This is a genomic window from Cupriavidus gilardii, from assembly GCF_008801915.1.
Taxonomy (GTDB): Bacteria; Pseudomonadota; Gammaproteobacteria; order Burkholderiales; family Burkholderiaceae; genus Cupriavidus; species Cupriavidus gilardii.
Window position 1 is genome coordinate 374,915 of record NZ_VZOV01000002.1, and the last position, 14,598, is coordinate 389,512.

Here is a 14,598-nt window from a genome sequence, read left to right on the forward strand (position 1 = left end):
CGATCTACTTCAGCGTCTTCAACCGGTTGCTGGCCGCCTGGGCGCCTTCGGTACCGGGGTACTTGGCCACCACCTGCTCCAGCGTCTTGCGCGCCGCCACCTTCTGGTTCGACTCCAGCTGGTTGTTGGCGATCGCGATCATCGCGTCGGGCACCTTGGGGTGCGTCGGATTCGCCTGCACCATGTTCTGCAGCACCGTGATCGAGCCGCGGTAGTCGCGCTGGGCGTACAGCGAATTGCCCAGCCAGTACTGAGCCAGCGGCAGGTACGGGCTCTGCGGATACTTCTTGATGAAGGCCGAGAAGTTGGCGCCGGCGCCCTTGAAGTCCCCGGTCTGGAACTGCTTGAGCGCGGCGTCGTACTCGGTCTTCTCGCCCGGCTGGGCCATCCCCTGCTGGCCTTCCACGGTGACCTGCTGCGGCTCGAACTTCTTGAGCCGCGCGTCCAGGTCCGCGTAGTAGTCCTTCTGCTGGCGCTGCAGATTCGCTACCTCGTTCTGCAGCACCTCGTTCTGGCCCCGCAGGCGCGCCACTTCCTGGCGCAGCCCTTCGAGCTGGTTCTGGATATCGATCTGGGCGCGGCTGTTCTGGTCGATCCGCTGCGAGGCAGTGGCCTGGAAGCCATTGAACTGCTCTCGCAGCGTGATGATGGCGCGACGCGCCTCGTCATCGTCGAAGACACCGGCCTGCGCCTGGGCGACCGGCAACAGGCCGGCACAAACTGCGGCGACTAGCCACGACAAGGTAGAGACGCGTGCTTTCATGGATCGACTTTCTTCAGCGCGGGATCAACGGATCGAAACGAACCCAGAGGGTATCAATGGACGCGAATCAATAGACGATATCGGCGCGGCGGTTCTCGGCCCACGACGCTTCGTCATGGCCCAGCGCCTTGGGCTTTTCCTTGCCCAGGCTGACCGCTTCCATCTGGCTCTCGGGCACGCCCATCGTCGCCAGCGAACGGCGCACCGCCTCGGCACGCTTCTGGCCCAGCGCCAGGTTGTACTCGCTGGTACCGCGCTCGTCGGTGTTGCCCTGGATCAGGATGCGGCGGCTGCGGTTGCCCTGCAGGTACTTGGCGTGCTCGTTCAGCATGCCCTGGTATTCCGGCTTGACGCTGTAGCTGTCGAAGTCGAAGTAGACGCTGCGGCGGGCCAGCGGGCTGTTCGGGTCGTTCAGCGGATCGCGCGAGACATCGACCGGCGCGACGGCGCGCGGGTCGGTGGTCGCGGCGCCGCCGGTGCCGGCGCCGGCCTTGGCTGAGTCGTCGAGCTTGACGCCCGACGAGCAGGCGCCGAGGGTCAGCAGAACGGCGATGGCGAGAGACTTGGTCATCATGTTGGACATGGTAGGAGGCTCCTGTTTCTGTTATTGCATGAAGGGTCCCCAGGACGGCTCGCGAACCTCGCCGGACTGGAGCGACAAAACCTGCTTGGTACGTCCATCGGTCGACACCGCCGCCAGCACCGCGCGACCGCCGACGCGAGTGGCGTAGAGAATGTACTTGCCGTTGGCCGCGAAGCTGGGCGCCTCGTCGTTGGCCGTATCGGTCAGCGCGGTGACATCGCCGCTGCCCAGGTCCATCAGCTGCAGCTTGAAGCCACCGCCGCGGCTAATGTACGCCAGTTGCTTGCCGTCCGGCGAAACCCGCGGGCTGACGTTGTAGTTGCCCTTGAAGGTCACGCGCTGCGCCGCGCCCGACTCCTCGCCGGCGGCCGGCATGCGGTAGATCTGCGGCGCGCCGCCGCGGTCGCTGGTGAAGTAGATATGGCGGCCGTCCGGCGAATACTGCGGCTCGGTATCGATCGCGCTGCTGCGGCTCAGGCGGCGCAGCCCCGAACCGTCGGCGTTGACCTGATAGATCTGCGTATTGCCGTCGCGCGACAGCGCCAGCGCCAGATGGCGGCCATCCGGCGACCATGCCGGCGCGCTGTTGTTGCCCTTCTGGTTCGACACCAGCGTGCGGCGGCCCGTGGCCAGGTCATGGACATAGACGACCGGCTTCTTCGCCTCGAACGAGACGTAGGCCACCTTGGCGCCATCCGGCGACCACGACGGCGAGATGATCGGCTCGTTGCTGGTCAGCGCGACGCGCGAATTCTGGCCGTCGGAGTCCGAGATCAGCAGCTGGAAGCGGTTGCCGACGCGCGAGACGTAGGACAGACGGGTCGCGAACACGCCGCGCTCGCCCAGCAGCTTCTCGTAGATATAGTCGGCAATCTTGTGCGCGGTCACGCGCAGCTGGTCCTGGCCGACGGTAAAGGCCAGGCCGCCCAGGCTGGCGCCCTTGACGGTGTCGTACAGGCGGAAGCGGACCTCGTAGCGGCCGCCGCCGGCCGGCGTGACGCTGCCGGCCACGAAGGCGTCGGCGCCGCGGGTCTTCCAGCCGGCCAGGTCGACGTTGGCGGTCTCGGGCACGGTCGCGCCGGCCACGTCGACGTTGCGGAAGCGGCCGCTGCGCTGCAGGTCGGCGCGGATGATCGCCGTCAGGTTGGTCGGCGCCGCGCCTTCATTCTGGAAGTTGGCGACGGCGATCGGGAACTGGCTGGAGCCGACGCCGGAGATTTCGACGTTCAGCTGGGCGTGGGCGGTGCCCATCGTCAGCATCATGGCCAGCGCCATCGTGATCCAGGCCAGCACGGCCGAACGGGCGGTGCGCCGGCTGGCGGGCGAGGTCGCCGGGGTGCGTTGGCGGGCGTCGGCCGCCCGATAGGCGAAGCCCCCATGGGCCGGACGGGCCAAATGAGCCAAAAGCGGGGCCCAAAGCGGGGTCAATAGCGATCGCATGCTGCTCCTCTATCTATATCGAGATCGTCAATCGATGATCGGACGCGTCGGCAACGGCGCGCGGAGCGAGGCGCCGCCGGGCCGCGCCAGGCAACCGTCGATGGTAGCCAGCCGCCCCGCGGCCAGCGATCCCGGTTGCACTATGTTGCAAATCATACGCTTCCCCGCTTCCCCGGCTCAGTCCTTGGGCCGGAAGGTGATCGTGAAGCTGGACGGTGCCTTGCCGTTGTCGTCGCGCGGCAGCGGGTCGGAACGCTCGACCGCGCGCAGCACGGCGTTGTCCCAGGCCGAATTGCCGCTGGACTTGGACAGGCGGGCCGACAGCAGCGAACCGTCCGGCGCCAGCGACACCGACACCACGGCGGTCGGGTTGCCCTGCACGTCCTCGGTGAACACGATGTTCGGCTTGACCCGGCGGCGTACCTTGTCGGCATAGCCCGGCGAGGCGCGGCCGCCCGAGCCGGCGTTGTCCGAGGTGCCGCCGCCGGAGCCGCTGCCGCCAGCGAGCGCCTTCAGGCGGGCCAGTTCGGCCTGGCGCTGCGCGTTGGCGGCGGCCTCGCGCCTGGCCTTCGCCTCCGCGTCGGCCTTGGCCTTGGCCTTGGCCTCGGCATCCGCCTTGGCCTTCTTCGCCTGCTCTTCCTTGCGTTCGCGCTCGGCCTGTTCCTTGCGCTTCTGCTCGTCGGCGCGCTTCTGGTCTTCCTTGCGCTGCGCCTCTTTCCGCTGCTCTTCCTTGCGCTGCTCTTCCTTGCGCTGCTCTTCCTTGCGCAGGGCTTCCTTGCGTTGTTCTTCCTTGCGCTGCGCCTCGCGGCGCTCGGCCGCCTCGCGTTCCTCGCGCTCCTGGCGCGCCTTCAGCTCGGCCTGCTTGCGTGCGGCCTCGCGCGCCTCGGCCTCGCGGCGCTTCTGGCGCTCGAGCGCGATGTCGGCGTCCTCTTCGGGCCTGGGCTGCGCCACGGGCGCCGGCGGCGCCGGGGTCGGCTGGGGCTGGGGCCGCGGAGCCGGCTCGGGAGCCGGAGTATCGGGGACTTCCTCCCACAGCTCGGCTTCGACGCCGGCCGGGGTGCTGATCTGCCAGTTGACACCGTAGTACAGCACGATGCCCAGCAGCAGATGCATGAAGAGCGCCAGCAGGAAGGAGCGCAGCGTGCCGCGTTCCTTGACCGGCTGATACGGATAGGAGTCGGCGGTCTTCATCGGAAAGGCTAACGGCAGGGTTCCGGGCGACATCCGGTCGTCATCCAGCGGTTACTTGGACTTGACCATCAGGCCGACGCGCTTGACGCCATCGGCCTTCAGTTCGGACATCACGTCGAGCACCGCCTCGTACTTGACCGCACGGGCGGCGGCGATCACCACCGGCTGGTCCGGGTTCTCGTTCTGGCGCTGGTGCACGAAGTCCAGCAGGCCCTGGGTGTCGAGCTTGCGCTCGAACGATCCGCCCTCGGGATTCTTGCCGCGCGCGGTCAGCGTGCCGTCCTCGTGCACGGTGACGACGATCGGCGGGGTCTTCTGCTGCGGCGTGGCGTCGGCCACGGTCGGCAGGTCCACCACGGCGGGGCTGACGATCGGCGCCGCCACCATGAAGATGACGAGCAGAACCAGCATCACGTCGATATACGGCACGACGTTGATGTCGGCGCTGGCCCGGCGGCGCGAGCCGCCGCGGCGCTGAATGGCTGCCATGCTGCGCTTCTCCTTGGCCTGGCCTTCAGCGGGTCTGCCGCTGCAGGATGTTGAGGAATTCTTCCATGAAGCTCTCGAAGCGGATCGCCAGCCGGTCGATCTCGGTCGCGTAGCGGTTGTACGCGATCACCGCGGGGATCGCCGCGAACAGGCCGATCGCGGTGGCCACCAGCGCTTCGGCGATGCCCGGTGCGACCGAGGCCAGCGTGGCCTGCTGGACGTTGGACAGGCCGCGGAACGCGTTCATGATCCCCCAGACCGTGCCGAACAGGCCGATGTACGGGCTGACCGAGCCGACCGAGGCCAGGAACGGCAGGTGGGATTCGAGCACGTCCATCTCGCGCTGGTAGGCCGCACGCATCGCGCGGCGGGCCGCGTCGAGCAGCGCGCCGGCATCGTTGCTGCGCTCGCGCGCCTTCAGGTATTCGCCCATGCCGGACTCGAAGATCCGCTCGAGCGCGCCGGTGCTGTGCCGGTTGTTGGCCGCGCTGTGATACAGCGCCTGCAGATCGCCGCCCGCCCAGAAATCGCGCTCGAAGCCTTCGGTCTGGGTGCGCGCGGCGCGCAGCGCCATGTGCTTGCGGAAAATATAGGTCCAGGAAAACAACGACATGACGACCAGCAAGGCCATCACGGCCTGCGCCAGGAAGCTGGCGTGCATCACCAGCGTAAGGATCGACATGTCTTGCGTGACGGTCACGGGATTCATCGAGCGGTCTTGATGGTTGCGAGGACTGGTGCGGGAATCGGGGCCGGGCGGAAGCTGTCGCGGTCCACGCATCCCACCCGGATCGTGCCCGCGGCCAGCATCAGCGGCCCGCGCCACGCTTCCTGGGCGAATTGGACCGAGGCCGGCCCGACCCGTTCAATACGGGTGCGGATCTCCAGCAGATCGTCCAGCCGGGCGGGCGCATTGTATTCCACCGCCGTGCTGCGCACGACAAAGACCACGCCGGATTCGTCGGCGAGGGCCTGCTGCTCGATGCCGAGCGCGCGCAGCCATTCGGTGCGCGCGCGTTCGAAAAACTTGAGGTAGTTGGCGTAGAACACCACCCCGCCGGCGTCGGTATCTTCCCAGTAGACGCGCAGGGGCCATACGAAATTCGTCATGGCCGCGATTGTAACGGACGCGGGCGCGGCTTCGGTGTCACACGGCGTCCGACAACGCAACGCCGGGGCGTCCTACAGACGAGCGCCCCCCTTCCAGCCCGCCGGGCCCCGCCACAGGCCGCCCGGCCGGCTTGCGGCGAGCCGGGGCCTCGCGTAAACTCCGGCCAACCATTCCACCTTGCGCGACTGGCGAAGTCAGTGGGTACTACCACGAGGAAGCGCAAGATCTCTGGCGCCACGCCACCGGAAGCGGTCCGATGCCAGGCACGATGCCCGGCCCCGGCCCTTGCGATGGCCGCCGCGCCTGCCGCTCGCCTGGGCCAGCGAATGGGAAGCAGGGTGCGCCCTGCGCCGCCAGCTCCGGGCCCCGCGCCCAGGCCGGCGACGCGGTTCGCATGCGTCTTCCCCGCGCGCCCTACCGTCGTTCCGTTCCCGTATCCTTCGGTCATCCGCCGTCATTGCACGGTTTTCACCGATCCTTCTACAGACGAGTTTTCGCCATGTTCGAACGCAGCCGCTACACGATCGACCAGATCGATCCCGAACTCTGGTCCGCCATCCAGCAGGAAAATCAGCGCCAGGAAGACCATATCGAGCTGATCGCCTCCGAGAACTACACCTCGCCGGCCGTGATGGCCGCCCAGGGGTCGCAGTTGACCAACAAGTACGCCGAGGGCTATCCCGGCAAGCGCTATTACGGCGGCTGCGAATATGTCGACGTCGTCGAGCAGCTGGCGATCGATCGCGTCAAGCAGCTGTTCGGCGCCGAGGCCGCCAACGTGCAGCCGAATTCGGGCTCGCAGGCCAACCAGGGCGTGTTCTTCGCCGTGCTCAAGCCGGGCGACACGATCATGGGCATGAGCCTGGCCGAAGGCGGCCACCTGACCCACGGCATGGCGCTGAACATGAGCGGCAAGTGGTTCAACGTGGTCAGCTACGGCCTGAACGCCGACGAGGACATCGACTACGGCGCGCTGGAAAAGCTGGCCCAGGAAAAGAAGCCGAAGCTGATCATCGCCGGCGCGTCGGCCTTCTCGCTGCGCATCGACTTCGAGCGCATCGCCGCGGTGGCCAGGTCGGTCGGCGCCTATTTCATGGTCGACATGGCGCACTACGCGGGCCTGATCGCCGCGGGCGTCTACCCGAACCCGGTGCCGCACGCCGACTTCGTCACCACCACCACGCACAAGAGTCTGCGCGGCCCGCGCGGCGGCGTGATCCTGATGAAGGCCGAACATGAGAAGGCCATCAACTCGGCGATCTTCCCCGGCATCCAGGGCGGCCCGCTGATGCACGTGATCGCCGGCAAGGCGGTCGCGTTCAAGGAAGCGCTGTCGCCGGAGTTCAAGGCCTATCAGCAGCAGGTCGTCAAGAACGCCCAGGCGCTGGCCGACACGCTGATCGCGCGCGGCCTGCGCATCGTCTCGGGCCGCACCGAGAGCCACGTGATGCTGGTCGACCTGCGCGCCAAGCAGATCACCGGCAAGGAAGCCGAGAAGATCCTCGGCGACGCCCATATCACGGTCAACAAGAACGCGATCCCGAACGATCCGGAAAAGCCGTTCGTGACCTCGGGCATCCGCCTGGGCTCGCCGGCGATGACCACGCGCGGCTTCAAGGAAGAGGAAGCGCGCCAGGTCGCCAACCTGATCGCCGACGTGCTGGACAACCCGCACGACGCCGCCAACATTGCGCGCGTGCGCGAGCAGGTCGCGGCGCTGACCAAGCGCTTCCCGGTCTACGGCTGATCGGCCGTCGCCGCGCGCCGCCGATTGCCGGCGGCGCGCGGCCGCTCAACCTCCGCCTCCAGGTGGTCCGATGAAATGTCCCTTCTGCGGTCACTCCAATACCCAGGTGCTCGACACCCGCATGTCCGAGGAAGGCGACACCGTGCGCCGGCGCCGCCGTTGCGAGGCCTGCGACCGGCGCTTCACCACCTATGAGCGGATCGAGCTGTTCTTCCCTGCCATCGTCAAGAAGAACGGCAGCCGCGTCGATTACGCGCGCAGCAAGCTGAAGGATTCGATGCGGCTCGCGCTGCGCAAGCGGCCGGTGTCGGCCGAGGCCATCGACGAGGCGATCGCGCGCATCGAGGAAAAGCTGCTGGCGCTGGGACAGAAGGAAATCCCGAGCAGCCAGGTCGGCGAACTGGTGATGCGCGAACTGCGCAAGCTCGACAAGATCGCCTATATCCGATTCGCTTCGGTCTATCGCAGCTTCGAGGACGTGTCCGAGTTCTCCGACGTGCTGGCCGAGGTCAGCTCGCCCAACGGCAAGCGCTGAGGTGGCGCCGAGGGGCGCAGCGGCCTTGCTCGTGGTCGTTGCCGCCGCCGTTGCGGCCACCCTTGCCGCTGTTGCAAACCTTGTCGAATCCTCCACGATTCGACACCGGATCTCCGCCCGCTGACGATTACTCTGGTCCCCGCTTGTCACGCACAGGACCAGAGCGATGGTTGCGATCCCTTCGGCGGCTTCCCCTTCCTTTCTCTACCGATCTGCTGGCGGGCGCGTGCGGCGCCGCGGCTACCTGCTGATCGAATCCTTGATCGCACTGGCGGTGCTGGGCATCGGCCTGCTGCCGCTGGCCCGGCTCGGCCCGGCCGCGCTGCAATGGTGGCGTGATCCCTTGCTGATCGGCCAGGCGCTGCGGCTCGCCGGCGAGGGCGCGGAACTCGCCGGGCTGGCGGGGCCGGATGCGCTGCCCGATCCCGCCAGGCTTCCGGCAGTCTCGCAAGCCGGCGGCCTGCCGGCGCCACGCTGGTGCGCATCGGTACCGGCCGACGCGGCGCAGTCCGACTGTCCGGCCGGCCAGCGCGTCGTCGTGGTCGGCCCCCTGGCTTCATCGCCAGGCTCGCGCAGCGAGGCAGGCGTCGCCCCTTCCCGGACCGCGTTGCGCGCGATCGCGCTGCGGCTGCGGCCATGAGTGCGATCGTGCTCGGCGGGCCCACGTCCTCGTCGGCCGCGGGCCGCGGCAGGGCGATGCCACGGCGTGCGCGTATGCCCGCCGGATCGTCGCTGGTCGACGTGATGGTCGGCCTGCTGCTCGGCACGCTGGCGACCGGCGCTGCGGTGACGGTCTTCCTGACGGTGCGTTCCGCCTACGCAATCGCGGCCGAGCAGCGCGAGCTCGAACAGCGCGGCGCCGCCCTGCTCGACGCGATTGCCGCGCTGCTGCGCCACGCGGGCTGGCATCCGGATCCGACCACTGCCCTGCCTCCGCCGCTGAGCGGCCGCGACGACTGCGGCCAACCGAGGCTCGGCGGCACGCTCGCTTGCGACAAACCCGGCGTCGCCGGCAGCGATGCGCTGCTGATCCGCTTCGGCGGCGATCATCCGGCCGGCGATCCGGCGCTGCCGGACCGCTATCTGACCGACTGCAGCGGATACCCCGTCCCCATCGCGGCCGCCCCTGTTGAAACCAGGCCGGCATCGGCGCCGCCAGCGGCGGACTATCTGACCGCCAATCTGCTGTACGTCGCCGACGGTGCCGACGGCGAGCCGCAGTTGCTGTGCCGCTACCCGGGGCGCGGCGATGGAGGCAACGGTGGCGGCAGCGCTGGCAGGACCTGGAGCACAGGGGCGCTGGCCCGCGGCGTCGAGACCCTGCAGCTGCGCTATGGCATCGACCGCGATGGCGATGGCCGCGTCGACGCCTTCCTGCGCGCCAGCGAGCTCGCCGTGGCCGGACCCGGTGCGTGGTGCAGCGTGTTGGCCGTGCAGATCGCGCTGGTGCTGCGCACCGGTGCCGGCACGGCTGCTGCGCCGCGGCCGATGCTGCCTCTGCTGCCCGCGCGCATGGCCGGTGAGCAGGGCGACGATATCGTGTTCCGGCCGCGCTCCCGGCCCAACGCATCGAGGCGGGTCTTCGCCACCACGGTATGGCTGCGCAATGCGCCGTTCTGCGCGGGGTCGCCATGTTGAAAGCCAAGGACGAGGCGAGGTCTCGGCAAGCTGAACGCGGCGCCATCACGCTGATTTCCGTGGTCGTGATGTCGACGCTGACGCTGGCCCTGGCCGGGGCGCTGTTCGTGCTGCTGCTGGCAGGACATCAGGCGATCGGCCAGCGGCTCGAACGCGAGATTGCGTTGCGCAACGCCGAGCTTGCACTGACCGATGGCGAGCACGATCTGCGCGGCAACACGAAGGTGACGGCCAGCGCCGCGGCCAGCGCGGCATCGGCCTTGCCTGGCCATCGCTTCGCGGCCTGGCCTGCGCCCGGTCGTTGCGGCACGCAGGCGCAGCGCGGCTTGTGCAGCGCCGCCGTGGGGCAGCCGCCGCCGTGGCGGGCCTGGATGGGGGTGGGCCCGCCTGCCGACGACATCGGCATCCCGATCGGATCGGCGACCGGCGCGACGCTGCCCGTCATCCCTGCGGAGATGGCCGGCGCGACCACGGTGCCGCGCTATCTGATCGAACGGCTGCCGCAAAAGGACACCGGCGCATCGGCGCCCGCCGGCGTGCACGCGCAGCGCTACCGCATCACCGCACTGGGCCAGGGACGCGATCCTGCCGCCCGTGTCGTGCTGCAAACCGAATGGATCGATCCGTCTGCACGCGACGGCGCCGCAAGCCAGCCGGGACCCGCCGGCATCCGGCGCCTGGGCTGGCGCGAACTCGTGCCGCCATATCCGCCATGATCGTGCCCCGCCCCGCCGCCTTCACACTGATCGAGCTGTTGGTGGCGATCACCATCGCTGCCATCGTTGCCGGCCTCGCGGCCGCCAGCTGGCATCGGCACCTGCAGCGCAGCTGGCGCGTGCAGGCGCGCACCGCGATGATCGCGGCGATGCTCGAGCTGCAGCGCCACGCGATGGCCCGCGGCAGCTTCGCCGACGACGGCGGGCGCCGGCCGGCCGGAACCTGGCCACAGTGGCTGCCGGCGCCGCCGGCGCGACCGCAATACCGTCTCGCGGCGCTGCCCTGCACCGATGCCGGCCTCGACCGTTGCATCGAACTGCATGCCGCGCCCCAATGGCCGGACCCCGCCTGCGGCACGCTGATCCTGCGCAGCGGCGGGGAGTGGCTGATCGAATCGGCGGACATGGCGGGCCCCGTACCATGGCCCGCAGGGTGCTGAGCGCGCGGCGCGGCGATCGCCGGCGGCACGGCGCAGGCAATACGGGGGCCACGCTGATCGAATCGCTGGCCGCGCTTGCCATCACGGCAATGCTGGCCGCCGCCAGCTATCCGTCGTATCGCGATGCGCTGGAGCGCCAGCAGGTCCGCGTCGCCGCCGACCTGCTGGCGGCCTCGATCGAGACGGCGCGCGCATTCGCGCTGGCCAGGCGCGGCAACGTCCTGCTGTCGCCGCGTCAAGGCTTCCCCGACTTCTCGCGCGGCTGGCGCATCGTCGCCGGAGAGGCCAATGAGCCCAATGAGCCCAATGAGCCCAATGAGGCCAACGAGATCGGCGAGGCCCCCGCGCTGTCCGTGGTGACCCTCGGCGCCGGCTGCCTGCGCGTCGCGCTGCGCGCCACGGACGGCAGCCACGCGCTGCGGCTGGCTCCTGTGGGATACTCTCGGTCGGAACGTGGCGGCTTCTATGCCGCCACCTTTACCCTGCGCTGCGGCCACGCGCAGCGTCAGGTCAGGCTCGGCGCGCTGGGCCGCCTGCGCATCTGTACGCCCGGGCAGGACACCGACTGCGACAGCCGGACCGACGCCGGGCCCTGAGCCACGCCGGCCCCGAAGCGCGGCCCGGCATGCCGGATCCGACCACGCCAGCCAACTACGCCAGAGCAATACGCCAACCCAATACGCCAGCCCATCGCGCCAGCCCATCGCGCCAGTCACCCCGTCAAGACAACCGGCAGGAAACCGCCCACTCATGTTCTCCGAAACCGATCACGCCGCCATGCAGCAGGCCCTCGCGCTCGCCGCCCGCGGCATGTTCATCACCACGCCGAATCCGCGCGTGGGCTGTGTGCTGACCAAGGGCGGCAAGGTGATCGGCGAAGGCTATACGCAGCCCGCGGGCCAGGACCATGCGGAGATCCAGGCGCTGAAAAACGCCGCCGCGCGCGGCATCGATGCTGCCGGGGCGACCGCCTACGTCACGCTCGAGCCATGCAGCCATTTCGGCCGGACACCGCCGTGCGCCGACGCGCTGGTGCGCGCCGGCGTCAAGCGCGTGGTCGCGGCGATGGAAGATCCGAATCCCACGGTATCGGGACGCGGCCTGCAGCGGCTGCGCGATGCCGGCATCGACGTGCGCTGCGGCCTGCTGGAGAAGGAAGCGCGCGATCTGAATATCGGCTTCGTCTCGCGCATGACGCGAGGGCTGCCGTGGGTCCGCGTCAAGGTCGCCGCCTCGCTCGATGGCGGCACCGCGCTGCACGACGGCACCAGCCAGTGGATCACCGGGCAGGCCGCGCGCGACGATGGCCATGCCTGGCGTGCCCGCGCCTGCGCGATCCTGACCGGCATCGGCACGGTGCGCGACGACGACCCGCAACTGACCGTGCGCGCCATCGACACGCCGCGCCAGCCGCAGCGCGTGCTGATCGACTCGCGCCTGGAGGTGCCACTGGACGCCCGCATGCTGGCGCCGGACACCGGGGATTTCGCCAAACCCGTACTGGTGTTCTGTGCGATCGACGACCGCGCGCGCCGCAGCGCGCTGGAGGCACGCGGCGCCGAAGTGGTGGTGCTGCCCAACGCGCACGGCAAGGTCGAGCTGCGCCGCATGCTGGAGGAACTGGGCCGGCGCGGCATCAACGAGCTGCATGTCGAGGCCGGCTTCAAGCTCAACGGGTCGCTGATCCGCGAGGGCTGCGCCGACGAATTGCTGATCTATCTGGCGCCCCGGCTGCTCGGCGACGCCCAGGGCATGTTCAACCTGCCGCCGCTGGCCCGGCTGCAGGACGCGCCGGCCTTCCGCTGGCACGACGTGCGGCAGATCGGCGACGACCTGCGGCTGATCGCGCGCCGCCATCCGGCGAGCTGAGCGGCACGTCATTCTTCGGGCTGCCAGCATGCCGCTTTCGCTTCCCCCTTTCGCTTTCCCCTTCTCTCTCCCTGCTGACCAGACCATGTTTACTGGCATTGTGGCGGCCGTCGGCCGCATCGACTCCGTGACGCCGCTGGGCGACCAGAACTCCAACGACGCCGGCGTACGGCTGCAGATCGACGCGGGCGGGCTCGACCTGTCCGACGTGCAGATCGGCGACAGCATCGCCATCCAGGGCGCCTGCATGACCGTGGTGGCGATGCAGCCCGGCCGGTTCGACGTCGAGGTCTCGCGCGAATCGCTGGACAAGACCACCGGCCTCGCGCAGCCTGGCCGCGTCAATCTGGAAAAGGCGCTGCGGCTGGCCGACCGGCTTGGCGGCCACCTGGTGTCCGGCCATGTCGACGGCCTGGGCGAGGTCACCCATTTCGCGCCGGTCGGCGAATCGCACGAGCTGCGCGTCAAGGCGCCGCGCGAGCTGGCGCGCTATCTGGCCTACAAGGGCTCGGTGGTGGTCAACGGCGTCTCGCTGACGGTCAACCGCGTGGCCGACCAGCCCGACGGCTGCGAATTCTCGATCAACCTGATCCCCCACACGATCGAGGTGACCACGCTGCAGGACCTGCGCCCAGGCGCGAAGGTCAATCTGGAGATCGACCTGATCGCCCGCTATGTCGAGCGGATGCTGAGCGCCGAGGGCAAGGCAGGCGAACGCCTCTGACGGCCGGCACCGGCCGCGCAGGCCGGCCCGGCTGCCGAGGCCCAGGCCCGGCGCCGGGCCCCTTGCCCCCGGCTCGCATCGCGTACAATGCCGGGTTAAACCGCGCGCCGCCCCGGCGCGCCGCAGTCGCCTCACGGGCACCGCCCGGGGCCGCCCCCGCCAGACTTTCCTTTGCCTACCTCATGACGATCGCCCCAACCGAAGACATCATTGCCGAGATCCGTGCCGGCCGCATGGTTATCCTGGTCGACGAGGAAGACCGCGAGAACGAGGGGGATCTGGTGCTGGCGGCCGACTTCGTCACGCCCGAGGCGATCAACTTCATGGCCAAGTACGGCCGCGGCCTGATCTGCCTGACGCTGACGCCCGAGCGCTGCCGCCAGCTGGAACTGCATCCGATGGTCAGCCGCAACGGCACCCCGCACGGCACCGCCTTCACGGTGTCGATCGAGGCGGCCGAAGGCGTGACCACCGGCATTTCGGCGGCCGACCGCGCCCGCACCGTGCAGGCCGCCGTCGCGCGCGACGCCAGGCCCAGCGATCTGGTCCAGCCCGGTCACATCTTCCCGCTGACCGCCCAGCCCGGCGGCGTGCTGATGCGCGCCGGCCATACCGAGGCGGGCTGCGACCTGGCCGCGCTGGCCGGCGTGACCCCGGCCGCGGTGATCTGCGAAATCATGAAGGACGACGGCACCATGGCGCGGCTGCCGGACCTGATCGAATTCGCCGAGCTGCACGGCCTGAAGATCGGCACCATCGCCGACCTGATCCACTACCGCAGCCGCACCGAATGCATCGTCGACCGCGTCGGCGAGCGCACCATGCAGACGCCGTACGGCACCTTCCGCAGCATCGCCTACCGCGACAAGCCCAGCGGCCACGCCCATCTGGCGCTGATCAAGGGCGAACCGCAGCCCGACCGCGAAACGCTGGTGCGCGTGCACGAGCCGCTGTCGGTGCTGGACCTGCTCGAAGTCTCCCGCACCACCCACTCGTGGACCGTGCCGGCCTCGCTCGAGGCGATCGGCGCGGCCGACAGCGGCGTGATGGTGCTGCTGAACTGCGGCGACAGCGCCGAGCGGCTGTTCGCGCAATTCAGCGCGCTGGACGAGCCCCAGACGCGCGCCCCGCGCAAGCCGGACCTGCGCACCTACGGCATCGGCGCGCAGATCCTGCGCGACGTGGGCGTCGGCAAGATGCGCGTGCTGGCCTCGCCGCGCAAGATGCCCAGCATGACCGGCTACGATCTCGAAGTGACTGGCTACCAGCCGATGAACGGCGACGACGACTGAGCGCCCCCCCAACACCAGCGGCCGGCCCATCCCGGGCACGGCTGCCCACCGAACCCTGGA

At 69.4% G+C, this 14,598-nt stretch carries 17 protein-coding genes; 10 read left to right on the forward strand and 7 right to left on the reverse strand.

Going from position 1 to position 14,598, the window contains the following annotated elements:
- Positions 1–4 precede the first annotated feature (4 nt).
- The 7 genes from ybgF to ybgC form a co-directional block, all read right to left on the reverse strand.
- Entirely contained in the window at positions 5–763 is a 759-nt protein-coding gene (gene ybgF / locus F7Q96_RS04535; protein ID WP_053821217.1) for a tol-pal system protein YbgF, read from the reverse strand.
- A gap of 67 nt (positions 764–830) precedes the next feature.
- Positions 831–1,346 (reverse strand): peptidoglycan-associated lipoprotein Pal, encoded by a 516-nt coding sequence (gene pal / locus F7Q96_RS04540; RefSeq protein WP_023264086.1) that lies wholly within the window; start codon positions 1,344–1,346, stop codon positions 831–833.
- 21 nt (positions 1,347–1,367) lie between these two features.
- Positions 1,368–2,621 carry a Tol-Pal system beta propeller repeat protein TolB gene (gene tolB, locus F7Q96_RS04545; RefSeq protein ID WP_053823001.1) on the reverse strand — a complete coding sequence of 418 codons (1,254 nt, stop codon included), beginning with the start codon at positions 2,619–2,621 and terminating at the stop codon, positions 1,368–1,370.
- Between the two features lie 342 nt (positions 2,622–2,963).
- On the reverse strand, positions 2,964–3,977 hold the full coding sequence (gene tolA / locus F7Q96_RS04550; RefSeq protein ID WP_151022184.1) for a cell envelope integrity protein TolA: 1,014 nt from the start codon (positions 3,975–3,977) through the stop codon (positions 2,964–2,966).
- A gap of 51 nt (positions 3,978–4,028) precedes the next feature.
- Positions 4,029–4,466, reverse strand: a complete 438-nt coding sequence (gene tolR / locus F7Q96_RS04555; RefSeq protein ID WP_053821216.1) for a protein TolR — start codon at positions 4,464–4,466, stop codon at positions 4,029–4,031.
- A gap of 25 nt (positions 4,467–4,491) precedes the next feature.
- A complete protein-coding gene (gene tolQ, locus F7Q96_RS04560; protein ID WP_023264902.1) occupies positions 4,492–5,175 on the reverse strand; it encodes a protein TolQ in 684 nt (227 codons plus the stop codon).
- On the reverse strand, positions 5,172–5,576 hold the full coding sequence (gene ybgC, locus F7Q96_RS04565) for a tol-pal system-associated acyl-CoA thioesterase (protein WP_053821215.1): 405 nt from the start codon (positions 5,574–5,576) through the stop codon (positions 5,172–5,174). The genes tolQ and ybgC overlap by 4 nt, the downstream gene beginning before the upstream one ends.
- A gap of 500 nt (positions 5,577–6,076) precedes the next feature.
- Between ybgC and glyA the strand changes: the two genes are divergently transcribed.
- The 10 genes from glyA (at position 6,077) to ribBA (ending at position 14,538) form a co-directional block, all read left to right on the forward strand.
- Entirely contained in the window at positions 6,077–7,324 is a 1,248-nt protein-coding gene (glyA, locus tag F7Q96_RS04570; RefSeq protein ID WP_053821214.1) for a serine hydroxymethyltransferase, read from the forward strand.
- Positions 7,325–7,394: 70 nt separating this feature from the next.
- Positions 7,395–7,859 (forward strand): transcriptional regulator NrdR, encoded by a 465-nt coding sequence (nrdR, locus tag F7Q96_RS04575; protein ID WP_053821213.1) that lies wholly within the window; start codon positions 7,395–7,397, stop codon positions 7,857–7,859.
- Between the two features lie 166 nt (positions 7,860–8,025).
- Positions 8,026–8,499, forward strand: coding sequence for a type IV pilus modification PilV family protein (locus F7Q96_RS04580; RefSeq protein ID WP_144425741.1), 474 nt, complete (start codon positions 8,026–8,028; stop codon positions 8,497–8,499).
- 74 nt (positions 8,500–8,573) lie between these two features.
- Positions 8,574–9,497: a PilW family protein gene (locus F7Q96_RS04585; protein ID WP_226994829.1), complete on the forward strand. Its 924-nt coding sequence runs from the start codon at positions 8,574–8,576 to the stop codon at positions 9,495–9,497.
- Positions 9,491–10,213 (forward strand): pilus assembly PilX family protein, encoded by a 723-nt coding sequence (locus F7Q96_RS04590; protein WP_158507244.1) that lies wholly within the window; start codon positions 9,491–9,493, stop codon positions 10,211–10,213. The genes F7Q96_RS04585 and F7Q96_RS04590 overlap by 7 nt, the downstream gene beginning before the upstream one ends.
- Positions 10,210–10,653 carry a type IV pilin protein gene (locus tag F7Q96_RS04595; protein WP_053821210.1) on the forward strand — a complete coding sequence of 148 codons (444 nt, stop codon included), beginning with the start codon at positions 10,210–10,212 and terminating at the stop codon, positions 10,651–10,653. The genes F7Q96_RS04590 and F7Q96_RS04595 overlap by 4 nt, the downstream gene beginning before the upstream one ends.
- Positions 10,635–11,249: a pilus assembly FimT family protein gene (locus F7Q96_RS04600; protein ID WP_082371400.1), complete on the forward strand. Its 615-nt coding sequence runs from the start codon at positions 10,635–10,637 to the stop codon at positions 11,247–11,249. The genes F7Q96_RS04595 and F7Q96_RS04600 overlap by 19 nt, the downstream gene beginning before the upstream one ends.
- A gap of 154 nt (positions 11,250–11,403) precedes the next feature.
- A complete protein-coding gene (gene ribD / locus F7Q96_RS04605; protein ID WP_053821209.1) occupies positions 11,404–12,522 on the forward strand; it encodes a bifunctional diaminohydroxyphosphoribosylaminopyrimidine deaminase/5-amino-6-(5-phosphoribosylamino)uracil reductase RibD in 1,119 nt (372 codons plus the stop codon).
- A gap of 85 nt (positions 12,523–12,607) precedes the next feature.
- Positions 12,608–13,246 carry a riboflavin synthase gene (locus F7Q96_RS04610; RefSeq protein ID WP_053821208.1) on the forward strand — a complete coding sequence of 213 codons (639 nt, stop codon included), beginning with the start codon at positions 12,608–12,610 and terminating at the stop codon, positions 13,244–13,246.
- Positions 13,247–13,428: 182 nt separating this feature from the next.
- Positions 13,429–14,538: a bifunctional 3,4-dihydroxy-2-butanone-4-phosphate synthase/GTP cyclohydrolase II gene (gene ribBA, locus F7Q96_RS04615; RefSeq protein ID WP_053821207.1), complete on the forward strand. Its 1,110-nt coding sequence runs from the start codon at positions 13,429–13,431 to the stop codon at positions 14,536–14,538.
- Positions 14,539–14,598 lie beyond the last annotated feature (60 nt).